This is a genomic window from Burkholderia sp. LMG 13014, from assembly GCF_905232215.1.
Classification (GTDB): Bacteria; Pseudomonadota; Gammaproteobacteria; order Burkholderiales; family Burkholderiaceae; genus Burkholderia.
In genome coordinates this window covers 1-14179 of the sequence record NZ_CAJNKE010000112.1, presented here as the reverse complement: position 1 = coordinate 14179, position 14179 = coordinate 1, and the positions used below count along the sequence as shown (strand labels likewise).

Genomic DNA, 14179 nt, shown 5'->3' with positions numbered 1-14179 from the left:
GCTCTCGATCAGCCCGCGGCTTTCCAGCACGAGATACGCGCGCAGCACGGTCGTGACGCTGAGCTGCTGCTGCCGGCTCGCCTGCCGCACCGACGGAATCCGCTCACCGGGCCGGTACACGCCACGCTCGATTTGCGCGTGGAGTTCGTCGGCCAGTTGTTCGTAGCGCTTCACCCGCCTCCCTTTCAAAAACCATTCAACAACACAGTTGCGATCCGCACTGTGCGAGTTGGCGCAACTGTACTCTTTTTTGAAGTGAACAGGTGTACACACAGCCGGACGGGGGCCGCGCGTACTCTGCAGCCATCGACCCCGACACCTGCTGCATCATGAAAAAGAAATCTGCCACCGCGCGCATCGAACCGTACACCCACCCGGCCGCCGGCTGGGGCGCGCTGAAAGCCGTCACGATCAACCTGATCAAGGAAAAGGTCGCCGGCGGCAACTACCGCACGCTGCTGCGCCAGAACCAGCCGGACGGCTTCGACTGCCCGGGCTGCGCATGGCCCGACCGCCAGCACGCATCGACGTTCGAATTCTGCGAAAACGGCGTGAAGGCGGTGGCCGCCGAAGCGACGAGCAAGCGCGTGACGCCCGAATTCTTCGCCGCACACACGGTCACCGAGCTGCTCGAACAGTCCGACTTCGAACTCGAACAACACGGCCGGCTCACCGACCCGATGGTGTACGACGCGCAGACCGATCGTTACGTGCCGATCGCGTGGGACGACGCGTTCGAACTGATCGCGCGCCATCTGCGCGCCCTGCCCGACCCGAACCAGGCCGCGTTCTACACGTCCGGCCGCGCCAGCAACGAAGCGGCGTTCCTGTATCAGCTGCTCGTGCGGCTGTACGGCACGAACAACTTCCCCGACTGCTCGAACATGTGCCACGAGGCGACGAGCCGCGGGCTGCCGGCGTCGGTAGGCGTCGGCAAGGGCACCGTCACGCTCGACGATTTCGAACACGCTGACACGCTGCTGATCTTCGGCCAGAACCCGGCCACCAACCACCCGCGGATGATGGGCGAGTTGCGCGAGTGCGCGAAGCGCGGCGCGACGATCGTGTCGATCAACCCGCTGAAGGAACGCGGCCTCGAACGCTTCGCCGATCCGCAAAGCCCCATCGAAATGCTGACGATGTCCGGCACGAAGATCGCGTCGACGTTCATCCAGCCGACGATCGGCGGCGATTTCGCGCTGATCAAGGGGATGGCGAAGCGCGTGCTCGAACTCGACGACGCCGCGCGCGCCGCCGGTGCGCCGCGTGTGCTCGACACCGCGTTCATCGATGAACACACGGCCGGCTTCGACACGTTCGCCGACGACCTGCGCAACGAAAGCTGGTCCGCGCTGACGGCCGAAAGCGGCGTACCGTACGAACAGATCGACAGCCTCGCGCAGCTCTATGCACGCAGCGAGCGCGTGATCGCGACGTGGGGCATGGGCATCACGCAGCACAAGCATTCGGTCGCGACCGTGCAGATGCTGACGAACCTGATGCTGATGCGCGGCAACATCGGCCGCCCCGGCGCGGGCCTGTGCCCGGTGCGCGGCCACTCGAACGTGCAAGGCAACCGCACGGTCGGCATCGAGGAAAAGCCGTCGCAGGCGTTCCTCGACCGGCTCGGCCAGGTGTTCGATTTCGAACCGCCGCGCCACCACGGCTACGACGTCGTCGAGACGATCGAAGGGATGCTCGAAGGCCACGTGAAGGTGCTGATCGGCCTCGGCGGCAACTTCGCGATGGCGACGCCCGACACGCCGCGCACGTGGGAAGGCATGCGCCGCTGCGACCTCTCCGTCCACATCACGACGAAGCTGAACCGCAGCCACCTGATCCACGGCCTCGATGCGCTGATCCTGCCGACGCTCGGCCGCACCGAGATCGACCTGCAGGACAACGTCGCACAAGGCGTGACGGTCGAGGATTCGATGAGCATGGTCCACGTGTCGTACGGAATGAACAAGCCGGCGTCGCCGAACCTGATGTCGGAGCCCGCGATCGTCGCGCACATGGGGCACGCGCTGTTCGGCAGCGGCAAGATCGACTGGCTGGCCTACAAGGACGACTACGCGAAGATCCGCGACGCGATCGAGGCGACGCTCGACGGCTTCTACGACTACAACACGCGCATCGCGCGGCCGGGCGGCTTCCACCTGCGCGTCGCGTCGCGCGACCGCGAATGGCTGACGCCGACGGGCAAGGCGAACTTCATCGCGCACGCGCTGCCGGCCGACACGCCGATCCAGCGTGCCCGCGCGCAGCACGGCGAACGCCTGATGACGCTGATGACGACGCGCTCGCACGATCAGTACAACACGACCGTCTACGGGCTCGACGACCGCTATCGCGGCGTGTTCGGCCAGCGCCGCGTGGTGTTCGCGAACCGCGACGATCTCGCGATGCTCGGCCTGAAGGCCGGCGACTGGGTCGACATGGAAACCGTGTGGCACGACGGCATCGAGCGGCGCGCGGACGGCTTCCTGCTCGTCGAATACGACATCCCGCGCGGCTGCATCGGCGCGTACTACCCGGAAACCAACCCGCTCGTGCCGCTCGACAGCGTCGGCGACGTATGCAACACGCCGACGTCGAAGTCGATTCCGGTGCTGCTGCATCGCGCGGCCGCGCCGGCGTCGATCGCCGCCTGACGGAGCGCGGCGATGATCGTTCGTCCGCGCGAGCACTGGCTGCGGATGCTGCTCGTCTGGAACGGCTCGGTGCTGCCGACCATCCTGCCGCAGCTCGTGCTGACGCTCGCGATCAGCCTGGTCGCGGTCTGGGGCGGCGGCCGCGTGCTCGGCGAGAAAGTGCCGCTGAACCCGACGCCGTTCACGCTGATCGGCCTCACGCTCGCGATCTTCGCGGGGTTTCGCAACAACGCGAGCTACGAGCGCTACCGCGAAGGCCGGCAGCTGTGGGGCGGCGTACTGACCGCCACGCGCACGCTGGTGTCGCAGGTGCTCTGCTACGGCGCGATCGACCGTGACGATGCGTCGCGACGCGCATTCGTGCGGAAGGTCGTCGCGTACGTCTATGCGCTCAAGCATCAACTGCGCGGCACCGATCCGGCTGCGGACCTGCGCGGGCTGCTCGACGATGCCACCTATGCGCGCATCGCCGGTTCGCGGTTTCGCCCGGTCGTGATCGTACATGCGCTGCGCGAAGCGTTCGCTGCGCGTGCCGATGCAGGCCGCCTCGCCGACACGCGGCTTTGGATGCTCGACGCGCGCCTCGACGATCTGGTCGCGATGGTGAGCGGCTGCGAACGGATCGCGTCGACACCGATCCCGTTTTCATACGACGTGCTGCTGCACCGGACCATCTATGCGTACTGCGTGCTGCTGCCGTTCGGTCTCGTCGATTCGATCGGTGCGGCAACGCCGTTCGTCACCGTGTTCGTCGCCTATACGCTGATCGCGCTCGACGCGATCGCGCATGCGATCGCCGAACCGTTCGGCGACGGACCGAACCATCTCGCCCTCGATGCGATGACGCGCCAGATCGAACGCACGCTGCTCGAACTGAACCGCGAGCCGCTGCCGGCGGAAGTGACGCCGGGCAAGGCCTATCGGCTCAGTTGAGCCGGCCGACTCAAGCCGACAGTGGCACCGGTGACGGCTTCCACACCGGCTGACCCACGGCCAGGGGCCGCGTAGCGCACGCTGATGATGCAGCAGTACCTGCGCCTTATATGACAGGGATCAGCGCGCAAACCTATGCCGCGAACTACGCTTACCCTTTCGAGGATCGACGGGTTCCGACCCGGAGAAGACGCTTGGCCCCGGTACACTACACCGCCTGCATCTGAAGCATAGCAGTCACTCACATTTCCTCAGGTTTCGGAATGCCGTAGATCTTTCGCACGAGTACGAGCAATGTTTGGCGTGCAATCTCTGCTTGCTATGGCGTGCTCGCAAGATCGCCAAACTGCCCTTTCATCTGGACAAATATCGCCCGCTTGACTGCTTTGTGAGCCTCGTCGCGGTCTTGGAAAAAATTGGCAAGTCTTCTCCACGACTCGATGTGAATATCTCGGTACGCCACAACATCAAAAGCATTCAATCCAATCGTATCGGCCGCTTCAATAACTGCGGAATCAAACGAGTAAGCCGGCCAGTCTTTGAGTAGAGCAGACTTTAAATCGTCTATGAACGCCTCCTTATCTTCTGCGGCACTAACGGAGCTCAGCCAGATAGAGCGCAATGCCTTAAAAGCATCGTACATATGGTCGCAGAGGTGAGAGCAGCATATATCCCACGATGAAGGTGATCCACCATACTGAGTTATCCATGCAGAAGCCAAATTCTTTAATCGTTCGTTATGTTTAGATGACTCCCCGAGGTTGTGGCTTTGTAATGTGCGAATCGCATGAACGGCGTCACGAGTTGCGCAAAATCGCTTATATGCGGCATTGTCGGATGCACGAAGCAAAGTCACTAGCCGCTTTAAAGGCACCGGGAATAGCTCGAACAGCGCGACGTACGACCACGCTATCATTCTCACAAAATACAACTCATCTCTCGGCTCTATCGGCTCGGTGACAGTAATATCACCGGCAACACCGCCGCCGTTAAGTTCGGTCGAGATGGGTGAGATGAGTAAGTTCAATTCAATACGTACTTCGCTGAACGCCACCATTCACTGCCCCCGATGATGAAAGACGTCCGCGATTGTTCCACGGTAGTTAAAGCTGATCGAGAAATTACGAACGGTTCGACCCAACGCGATCTCGGTCCTCGGGAAATCAGTTTCTTGTAGATCCACGTCACGATCGAGCTCCGGCACGCGGAGAGACCAGCGCCCGGGTCCCAGAGCTTTCACTATCACACCACTAAACACGATTGGTTTGCCAGTTGCATCGGAAATCGTATTCCGGTTGACAACCCTCCGGGCGTCTACGTACTCAGTATCACGCGCAAGGTTACGCCACGAAGCCATTGCCTGCTTCGGATCACCGTCGAGCCAAGTAAGAACCGCCTCAAGGTACCGATATTGCGGAGAGAAGGCCTCTGGATCACTTAATCGTAAGTCTGCAATAAATGTGCGAATTCGCTCCCGAGCATTGAGATCGAACGGAATCGGCTGTCTCAGTCCTCTAAAAATCCATCGGCCTGTCGCCTTCAGCCACTCCATCGCAATCAAAAGCTGCAAACAGCGTGGGTCGTGAGATACCTTTTCGTATACGCTCATTAAATACGCGATGGTGCGCTCTGCACTTCTAACCGCGTCTGCATCCCCGGTTTCTCCGTATAATGGACGGGTGGGAGCCATAGCGCGTGCTTTAAGATAAAAGCCAACGGCAGACCCTACAGCCTCAAGAGCGGAAAAAGCTGCTTCACTCAGTTTCACGTCTTGAAGTAATTCAGATGCCGCTACTCGCTGCTTGTTAAATAGTATTGCCTGATCCTTGGGCAGTGTCGTCGGGTCAACGACGTCAAGGGTCGCGCGAATATCCGCGAGCAACTCAGCGCGCTGCACTTCAGGAAGTCGGGGGGCCTCACGCAAAACACGTATTGGCACCCATAGCGAAATATCCAGCGGCTGATAGCTGGATACCCGTCCCGATGCCACTCTAATGGCATCGCGCGCAGCTCTGTAGCTGGACCAGACTACATTGTCATCATTGTTCGTTTGGGCGCTATCTAATGCGAGATAACCGTATGTCGCGGCACGTTCAGTGAGCAAATACTCTTTCGTTCGCTTAGCCGCGTATAGTCGATTGGAACCGGTCACGTCGATGGCTGTCAACGCGTAATCGACAGCTTGAGTCGCCTCTACTAGGGCCATCGCCTTTTTGTCTGGCGCCAAATCATGCGTACGAACATACGCTCGACGCAACGCCGATTCCTGCAAAATCAGACGCGCATTCAATACTCCATTTTTTTTCGCAAATCGGTAAGGCATCGCGCGACGTCTAGATATGCATCCTTATAACGCTCACCCGCCGGACCATCCGGCCCCAATGCAAATACGATCTCGGTGACAAAGTGAGATTCTTCACCATCTTCGCGACTAGCGTTATAAGCCTTGCTTATTAGTTCGATTATTCTGGTCGCCTCTGCGTGCGGCGTTCCCAGGCGGCGATTGCAAACAAGCTCTGCCTCAAGCTGCAGGCGAGCACTTACCAATAACTCGCTTTCGTCCTTCCCACCGTACTGCCAGCGGAACATATCCTCTCCTACGAATAGGTCCCGCAATGTTTCAACGTCGACAGAAATTAATATTTCATCATCTTTTTGTAAAAGAACGGTACGTAGAAGTAGATTTATCGGCACCGCCCGATAAAGGCGCGATGTCGTCATTACGTAGTCAATCACTCTAGCTGCAGGTGACGTCAAATCGATTTCAGACGCAGGAAAGCTTGGAGGGAAAAAAGCTTCCTCTGGCTCCCCGTAGCCCGCAGCTACCAGGGCAACGGCAAGCGCTCCTAGATCCATCTTTCTCCTTGGACGCGTCCCCTTTATTCGAAGCGCCGTCTCTAGTGCGCGCGCTTCTTTGCTTAAGCCATCGGCAATTCCCCCTCTGCTCTCAGGCAAACTCCAATAAAACTTGGCGAGAGCGTGATCGGTTTTCACGTCGTAGTTAGAACTGCGAGCAAACTTCGACATTAAGTCGCCAAGCTTGGCCTGCTCACCCCGGCTCAGCGAGGACCGGGCACAGGTTAATAGAGGATTACTGTCCTCGTCATCGAGCCGATAACTCGTTCCGACAACAACAACCTTGTGCCCGCTGCTCCGCAAGGCGGCCAGTAAATCGTCGTATCGCTGCGAAGGGTTGTTCGCATCGATAATAAGCAGAGTAACTCCGTCAAACCGCGCTACCACCTCGAGAAACGGAGAGACGTCCCCTGGCAAAGGGATTCTTGTCCCACTAACCATCAATACGGCGACTTTCGCCTCCGCGCGCGCCCGGATCGCGAGACGCCCCATAGCAACCGTCTTTCCAGTGCCCGATTGTCCATGCAAAACGAGGGCGCCTTTCTGGTCGTGATGCTTGGAAAGCGCCTTCTCGACCTTCAAATATAAGTCATCTTCGAAGTCTCGCTTAAACGCATAGCCCCTTCTAATTCCTTCGACGAGCGCACGCGGACCAATATTCGCAGCGTGAAAACTATGAAACGCGGATGATTCTAGGACCCCCTCAAACGGAGGTAAAAAACCCGTCCAAGAATTGTCAACAATTTGCGCTGTCGCCTCGACCATAAGCCGCAAATGCGGGGAAATCACGAGATTCTGGCCGCTATGCAGGCTTATGAGCTCAGGCTCGTCCCACCGTTCTGGAGATGCAATATCCCCGGAGGCGCGCAAAAGCGCGTACGTCTCGCCTAGCGACCGATCACCACGGATAACAATTCGGGCCTCGATAAGGTCGTGTAATGTCTCAGCGTTGTCCCCTTCTAGATCGTCCTCGCCAAACCAAATGACACCATTTTTCGGGGCACCAGATATTGCAGCTAGCAAATCTTCGGCGGCAAGCCAGTCCATTTTAGCGGAGTAGCCGTCAATTACGATTAGCCCCAATGCTGTTGCGCTGTCCTTAACGTTCAGGAGCATTTGCGACGAGTGCAAAAGACGCCGTTGCGCGAGCGCTTGACGAGTTATTGGCGGCTCTAACTCGGGGGTCCCTGCTCCCGCCCTCCCAAAAAGGTAAAAAAGAGGGGGGCGCCGGATACTCCGGATTTCCGCGGGAACTGGTTGTCCAAGTAGGATCGGTTCAGGCTCACGCCCGTTCGATCCAAACAAACCCGGCAGCCCTGGGTCTATGGAGGAAGTAAAGACAGCGCTAAGCGGAATGTCTGCGATAGTCGCTAGCGATTCGGAGGGCGTACGACGAGAGAACCGCTCCGCAACCCATTGATAAAAATCGGCCGGCAGGGCTTCACGAGAAAGTAGATCTGACCATCCGTTTCCCTCGCGTTCGGCCTTTTGGAGCGCAAGGCGCAGAACCGGGTCGCGAACTCCGTTAGACCACCCGGCCGTCTGCCCAAGTATTGCCACAATTGGCGCGCCCGATCGGAGGGCTTCGGCAAAGGTACCGATGGCAAGAGCCTCGTTATGTTGATTGCCGCTTTGCATCTTAGTCCATCCTCGAGGGAGACCACTGGGTAGAGTTAAACATTATATTCTTCACCAACCTTCTTCGGACTGTCCACTTCATGGCTTCAGCCGACTTTCGAATGGTGTAGCGAAGCCTTGTTACAAACGTCCCTTCATGACCGCATAGCGACATTACCGCATTGCAACGTACGTCAAAACAGGGAAACCCGGTGACCCGACGATATTTGCAGGCAGTAACCGCCCGACGAGGCAACGGACTACCGCTCATAATTCAGCCACCGCCGACGATCTGCTTAAGGTCAACTTCGGTCAGGGTTTCACATTCCCTTGCCTGGAGCCGATGGCCGCAGCAATGCGGCTTTGCACAGCGACGAGTTGGTCATCCGTGGTCGCCACCAGCCACAGACGTGCCTGCTCCTCGATTTGGCGGTTGTGATCCTTCAACGGGCCCGTCGCGGCGGCGGCCTTCCAGACGACCGGGGCGATTCGGCTTTTCCTGCCTGACGGCGCGCCTACCAGCAGGCAGTAAGGTCCCAGCGGGAGCGATACAAACGGAAGTGCCGGACTGGCACGCACGCGCCAGTCGATGAAGGGCGTGTCGCCGATAAGCAGCGGCATGGGCAAGCCGTGGAGCACACTGAAATCGTACAGCGCCAGTTGCTCCCGCATGCCGGCGTAAATACGCCGGATGTCGTCGATAACCGCCGCGCGGATCTCGTCATCGAACATTGGTTCCTGCGCGTATCGGGCAAACGCCTTTCGAGCCTCCCATTGATATGCGCTGAACAGGCCAATCTCCACGCAGTCCTGCACTGCGCGCTGGACATCCGCTACAGAACCGGCTTCCTCCGGCGTACCCAACTGCGCGGCCCGCAAAAACCGGGCAAGTCCAGCCTCGTGGATCGCAGGACCCTCCGCAGATGCATCGTCTTCAGCGCCCTTGCCAAGGGGCACATAGATATATTTCTCGGCCGCGAAATGCGACTTCTTGCCCTCGTCAAACCTGATTTCGCCATCAACGCAGTCCAGATAGCGAGTCCCGATTCGACCATGCTCCCAAACCCAATTTTTCAGGAGCGGACGTAGTGGATGCAGTCTGTCGTGATCGGTCATGGAAACCTCCAGGTTGCCCAGTATAGTTCCAAGTTGTCGATTGTTTCGTGGAGGACATCGCGATCAATCGGTCCACTACCGCCGTTGGAGCCCGCGCAGCCTCAACGGCTGTTTAACCGGATATCAGTGGTCCCGTGCCTACGCGCTGAGCGGCTACAGCGGCTTCAACGAACTGTACGAGCGCGGCAAGATCCATGAAGCTGCATGCCGGGACCACACCAGACGGTACGTCTACGAAGTCCACGACCGCACGCCTACCGAGGCGACCCGACAGGTGCCCGAATGGATCGGCGAACTCTACGGCGTCGAGGCCGACATCCGTGGCAAACCAGTTGGTGAACGGCGACGTGTGCCGCAAGAGAAAAGCGTGCTGCTGCTCGCGGCCATCAAGACGTGGATGACGGACAAGCTCGCCACACTGTCGAAGAAATCCGAACTGGCCAAAGCGATCCGTTACTCGCTCAACCAGTGAGACGCGCTCGTGCTGTACTGCGAATAGGGCAATGCCGAGATCAGCAACGCCCTGGCCGAAAACGCACTGCGCTGCGTGAGTTTGGGTCGCAAGAACTTCTTGTTCGCCGGCTCCGATAGCGGGGGCGAACGAGCTGCCGCGATGTACGGTCTGATCGGGACGGGCAAGCTCAACGGGATCAACCTACGCACCTACCTCGAATACGTCCCGACCCATATCGCTGGCCATCCGATTAACCGCATCGACGAACGGTTGCCCTGGAACGTGGCCAGAAAGCTGCGTCGGCAGGTTGACCCGCCGGCGTCAACTGACTGATTGCCACGCAGTGACAACCAGGTAGTCCGATGCCCGATCATGCCTCACGCGGGCGTCGTGTTGTGGACGGCCGTCGTGAGGTGCTTACCGAGCTTGCTCAACACGATGGTGTTCACGCACATCCCGGTAAAGCCTGTTTCCGTCTATGGCGTCCAGAGAACAGCGTGCATGGCTCCGCTCGCAGTATTCGCGACGCCAACCACTTGTCCATGATCGTTAATCCCCAAAGCTCGGCTGAAGGTACCACCCGGGAGCGTACCGAGATCGGACATCACCCCGCCTTGAAACAGAAAAGCATGCACGGCTCCGCTTGCGGTGCTCGCCTCGCCGACCACCGCACCGCGGTTGTTGATTCCGAAAGCTGCACTATAAGTGCCACCGGGGAGCGTACCGAGATCGGACATTACCCCGTTGCGAAGCAGAAAGGCGTGCAGGGGCCCGTTCGCGGTGCTCGCCTCGCCGACCACCTCGCCGAGGTTGTTGATCCCGAAAGCTTCGCTATAAGCGCCACCGGGGAGCGTGCCGAGGTCTGACATCACCCCGCTTTCAAACAGGAAAGCATGTGCGGGCCCGGTTGTGAAAACCGCCCAACCCACGATTTGACCGCGGTTGTTGATCCCGGTCGCTACGCTAAAAGCGGCACCGGGGAGCCAGGTCCCCCCCCCGTTTTCATACAGAAAAGCCGCTGAATGTGGACGACCGTGTCTGGGGCCAGCGTTGCCGACCACCTGGCCGCGATTGTTGATGCCGGTAGCGTCGACGCGGCTGTCAATAGCGATGTTCAGGCCGGTCATCACCCCTTTTTCAAACAGAAAAGCGTCCGTAGGCCCGACGCTCCTGATAGTCGAACTTCCGACCACCTGGCCTCGCTCGTTAATCGCGTAAGCTTGGCTGGATCCGCTACCGGAGAGCGTGCCGAGGTCGGTCATCACCCCACCTTCAAACGAGAAGGCATGCGTGTCCCCGCTCGCGGTGTCCGCTTGGCCCACCACTTGGCCGCGATTGTTGATCCCGGCAGCTTGGCTGGAGTTGCCACCGAGCGTGCCCAGGTCCTGTATGGCGACACTTTGGGCGGAGGCAGGCTGGAAGGCCGCGACAGCCAAAAGGGCGAAAGCCATCAGGACGCGGTGAACGTAGTAGCGCCCACCGCTATTTACTTTGCGTGCGGATTCCATCTTGATCCCCTTCCTGGGACATGGCCCACCTCGCAATCTGTCGCAGCCAGGGCCAAAGCTGCCGCGAAGGCTACCGACAGACTGTTCGGATACGTCGTGCTCATGACGCGCGCACCGATCAAGCCCAATTGACTGGAGGTATGCGGGCTTTGTCTAAAAACGCACTAACCCTCGCCCCTCCACGGCGCCTGCGTATCCAAGCTATAGGCGTGCCCGACGTGTTTGGGCATTGATTTCATTGAAAAAAAACCGGCGATTGGTTATGGCTTGGTTGAGAAAATCGAAATATGTTTCATGCACGACACGGCGCGGACCTCGCCAAACCGTGGAGCGTAGACGAAGAGCCTCTTTGCGCTCGTCGATATTGGCTTCCGGCGAAAACACGATGTGTTTCAATGCTGGGACGCGGCCAAGCTCGGACGCCGGCGGACAAATCGCGATCGTCTCCATGATTGGCGATCGTGGACGCGATCTCATGCGATGCCCAGGTTAGCCCGGGATCATGCATGCCGAGCGTGCGGAACGGGAAACGGCCTTGGCGAGGCGCTTACCATTCGGACATGTGCCAGCGCGTTCCCCCGCAATAGATAAAAATCTGACCAATGATTTGGAAGTCTGCAAAGAATGACTGATTGCGGCGCACTAGCCAGTCGCCACAACCTGCGCCGGTGTCAGGATGGCGTGAAGGCAATGGTGAACAAGTGGCCCGACAAATTGAACCAGTGCCGGCTGTAACGTCGCCGGCACGGTTAAGGCAAACGAGCCGTCGAATTGCATTGCCTAACGAACGACCGCTATGGTTGGCCAAGCCGACGTTCCAATGTCCTCGTGGCCGCGTGGACGAACGGCCGTAGATGGCCGGTAGCTGTCCTCGCCATCAGCGACAACTGCCGAATGACGAATATCGAGCTGCCCCTTTGGGCTGCTGAAAAACTCGGGCTATATCTAGCCGATCCAAACTTCCGTACCGATTGGAACCTCGGGCTTGGATAGCGCTTCAAGCATGCACGACCAGCGTCGCTCCCGGGATCGCGGAGATGACTTCGAGTGGTTTTATGCAAGCAGTCTGAAGCTCGAAGACGCTAGCTGGGAGTTTTCCACGCACTGCGCGTGACAAAACGCCGCCGACTCCGCCGGCAGTCTGAAGACAGAACGAAAACAGTGACATGAGCGACAGCAAATTATCAGATGAAGATCTGGCGCGAGCGGTCTCGACCTACCTCCTTCGCAAGCAATTCCGGCCGGGCAAACCTTGCGTAAAAGGCAATTGAGACCAATGCCATCATTGGACGTCCTCACCGCCGCCAATGGCTTTGGAGGATTATTCATTAGCCGGAAGTGCCGAGAAATCGGAAACCGCTATGACACGTGCAACCGTTTACCGATATAGGTGGTACGACCTTTCCACCGACACCAACGATGTCCGCCCGATGCGCGGAGCGCGAGCCAAATGCAGCATTCGTGCAAGAGCTGGAGGAGCTTTTACGACAGTGCGATGACGATCGCCGGCTGCTGCGCTGGCACCGACAGGGTCATGCCGCAATGACGGCGATTATCGACCAATATGCTGCTGTGAGACACGAATTGGCGATGCATTGAGCATTAAATGCTGACGCTACCCCATCGTCAACGTCAAGAACCTGGGCATGACGTTCGACGGTCGCCCGGTTGTGTCGGAGGGAGATAAAACCGCTTGCGGCGCAATCCTCATTGCTTCGCGATCCATTAATCCGCACGCGCATTTTCGAGTACCACACTGCGATCTCACTACATCGTTATTTTTCTGCGCGCCATCATTATCTTCACCTTGATTCCATTAATGTTGCCTGACGCACTGACGCATCAGGTTCACGACCCATAACGTCATTACGCTTCACCCAACTTCACACCCAATAAGAGCTCCGATATGAATCGATCATTCCGAATCGCCGCCGTATCGATCGCCGCGCTGTGCGCTGCGTCATTCCAGATCGCGCAAGCCGCGCCCCCCGACGTCACGGTCTATCCGCCCGCCAATGGCAGCGATCAGTCCGATGCGCTGCAGCAGGCGTTCGACGCGCTGCAGCCCGGCCAGCGGCTCGTGCTCGCGCCCGGCCAGTACGTGGTGAGCCGCTCGCTGACCGTGAAGAATCCGCAGGTCGTGATTTCCGGCTATGGCGCGACCCTCAGCGCCACCCGCAGCGAAGACCAGACCATCGTGATGAGCGGCAAGAACTCGACGCTCGTCGGCGTGACGCTGGTCGGCACCGGCACGACCCGGCTGACGACGCCCGAGTCCACCAAGGTCGAGGTCACCGGCATCGGCGTGCAGGTGCTCGACGTCTCGGTGCGCGGCGGCAGCAGCGCCGGGCTGTTCGTGTTCGGCGGCACGGACGTCGCGCTGGTCGGCAACGACGTGCGCGACACGCTCGCGGACGGCATCCACACCACCTACGGCTCGCGCAACGTGCTGGTGCAGGACAACACCGTGACCGGCACCGGCGACGACCTGATCGCGGTCGTCAGCTACATCCCCGACGGCGCGATCAGCAGCAACGTGCTGATCCGGAACAACAACGTGTCCGGCAACTACTGGGGGCGCGGCATCACGGTGGTCGGCGGCGCGGACGTGACCATCACCGGCAACACGGTGCGCGGCGTGGAGAAGGCAGCCGGCATCCTGGTCGGCCAGGAGGACGGGTACAACACCTACGGCGCGACCAACGTCGTGGTGTCGAACAACACGATCTCCGACATCTCCTTGCCCAATCCCGGCAACACCCGGCCGGAAACCGGCATGGCCGGCATCGACCTGAACACCTACTCCGGTAAGGTCACCCGTGTCGCCGTGCTGGACAACCGGTTGTCCAGCGTCCGGTACTCCGGCGTCCGCGCGCTCGGCAACGTGTGCCAGTTCCGCATCGAACGCAACACGCTCACGTCGATCGGCGGCACGGCGCTCGACCTGATACAGGCCCCCAGCTGCGCACCGAGCCAGATCGTCTGCACGGCCAATACGCTCGATGGTCGGGCGTTGACGCCAACGGGCTGCGTGGCGAGCG

10 protein-coding genes and 1 pseudogene are annotated in these 14179 nt (G+C 59.6%); 4 read left to right on the top strand and 7 right to left on the bottom strand.

Translation table 11 applies throughout. The annotated features are described in order from the left end of the window. Positions 1-174 (bottom strand): GntR family transcriptional regulator (locus tag JYJ84_RS14515; RefSeq protein ID WP_205189244.1); only part of this gene is annotated, 174 nt, incomplete at its 3' end. A gap of 155 nt (positions 175-329) precedes the next feature. Between JYJ84_RS14515 and JYJ84_RS14510 the strand changes: the two genes are divergently transcribed. Then, positions 330-2654, top strand: a complete 2325-nt coding sequence (locus tag JYJ84_RS14510) for an FdhF/YdeP family oxidoreductase (RefSeq protein WP_175219803.1) — start codon at positions 330-332, stop codon at positions 2652-2654. Positions 2655-2666: 12 nt separating this feature from the next. Then, a complete protein-coding gene (locus JYJ84_RS14505) occupies positions 2667-3587 on the top strand; it encodes a bestrophin family protein (RefSeq protein WP_175219806.1) in 921 nt (306 codons plus the stop codon). 319 nt (positions 3588-3906) lie between these two features. Here JYJ84_RS14505 and JYJ84_RS14500 read toward each other — a convergent pair whose 3' ends face one another. From JYJ84_RS14500 to JYJ84_RS14485, 4 genes are all read right to left on the bottom strand, one after another. Continuing rightward, positions 3907-4644, bottom strand: a complete 738-nt coding sequence (locus JYJ84_RS14500) for a hypothetical protein (protein WP_175219807.1) — start codon at positions 4642-4644, stop codon at positions 3907-3909. Next, positions 4645-5910: a hypothetical protein gene (locus tag JYJ84_RS14495; protein ID WP_205189243.1), complete on the bottom strand. Its 1266-nt coding sequence runs from the start codon at positions 5908-5910 to the stop codon at positions 4645-4647. Then, positions 5874-8081 carry a hypothetical protein gene (locus tag JYJ84_RS14490; protein WP_205189241.1) on the bottom strand — a complete coding sequence of 736 codons (2208 nt, stop codon included), beginning with the start codon at positions 8079-8081 and terminating at the stop codon, positions 5874-5876. Before JYJ84_RS14490 ends, JYJ84_RS14495 begins: the two co-directional genes overlap by 37 nt. A 291-nt stretch (positions 8082-8372) precedes the next feature. Continuing rightward, entirely contained in the window at positions 8373-9176 is an 804-nt protein-coding gene (locus JYJ84_RS14485; RefSeq protein ID WP_175219811.1) for a hypothetical protein, read from the bottom strand. On the opposite strand from JYJ84_RS14485, the pseudogene JYJ84_RS14480 reads away from it, so the two are divergent. Next, positions 9175-9963: pseudogene (locus JYJ84_RS14480) on the top strand (transposase). The gene JYJ84_RS14485 and the pseudogene JYJ84_RS14480 sit on opposite strands and share 2 nt — an antisense overlap. A 143-nt stretch (positions 9964-10106) precedes the next feature. Here the strand turns inward: JYJ84_RS14480 and JYJ84_RS14475 are convergent. After that, positions 10107-11138: an HAF repeat-containing protein gene (locus JYJ84_RS14475; protein ID WP_236027444.1), complete on the bottom strand. Its 1032-nt coding sequence runs from the start codon at positions 11136-11138 to the stop codon at positions 10107-10109. 201 nt (positions 11139-11339) lie between these two features. Continuing rightward, positions 11340-11588, bottom strand: a complete 249-nt coding sequence (locus JYJ84_RS14470) for a hypothetical protein (RefSeq protein ID WP_175219813.1) — start codon at positions 11586-11588, stop codon at positions 11340-11342. A gap of 1456 nt (positions 11589-13044) precedes the next feature. On the opposite strand from JYJ84_RS14470, the gene JYJ84_RS14465 reads away from it, so the two are divergent. After that, positions 13045-14179: right-handed parallel beta-helix repeat-containing protein (locus tag JYJ84_RS14465; protein ID WP_205189239.1), on the top strand; the 1135-nt coding region annotated here is incomplete at its 3' end.

Coding starts and splice junctions, on each gene's coding strand:
- JYJ84_RS14510 (WP_175219803.1), top strand. CDS start 330: ATGAAAAAGAAATCTGCCACCGCGCGCATCGAACCGTACACCCACCCG.
- JYJ84_RS14505 (WP_175219806.1), top strand. CDS start 2,667: ATGATCGTTCGTCCGCGCGAGCACTGGCTGCGGATGCTGCTCGTCTGG.
- JYJ84_RS14500 (WP_175219807.1), bottom strand. CDS start 4,644: ATGGTGGCGTTCAGCGAAGTACGTATTGAATTGAACTTACTCATCTCA.
- JYJ84_RS14495 (WP_205189243.1), bottom strand. CDS start 5,910: ATGCCTTACCGATTTGCGAAAAAAAATGGAGTATTGAATGCGCGTCTG.
- JYJ84_RS14490 (WP_205189241.1), bottom strand. CDS start 8,081: ATGCAAAGCGGCAATCAACATAACGAGGCTCTTGCCATCGGTACCTTT.
- JYJ84_RS14485 (WP_175219811.1), bottom strand. CDS start 9,176: ATGACCGATCACGACAGACTGCATCCACTACGTCCGCTCCTGAAAAAT.
- JYJ84_RS14475 (WP_236027444.1), bottom strand. CDS start 11,138: ATGGAATCCGCACGCAAAGTAAATAGCGGTGGGCGCTACTACGTTCAC.
- JYJ84_RS14470 (WP_175219813.1), bottom strand. CDS start 11,588: ATGGAGACGATCGCGATTTGTCCGCCGGCGTCCGAGCTTGGCCGCGTC.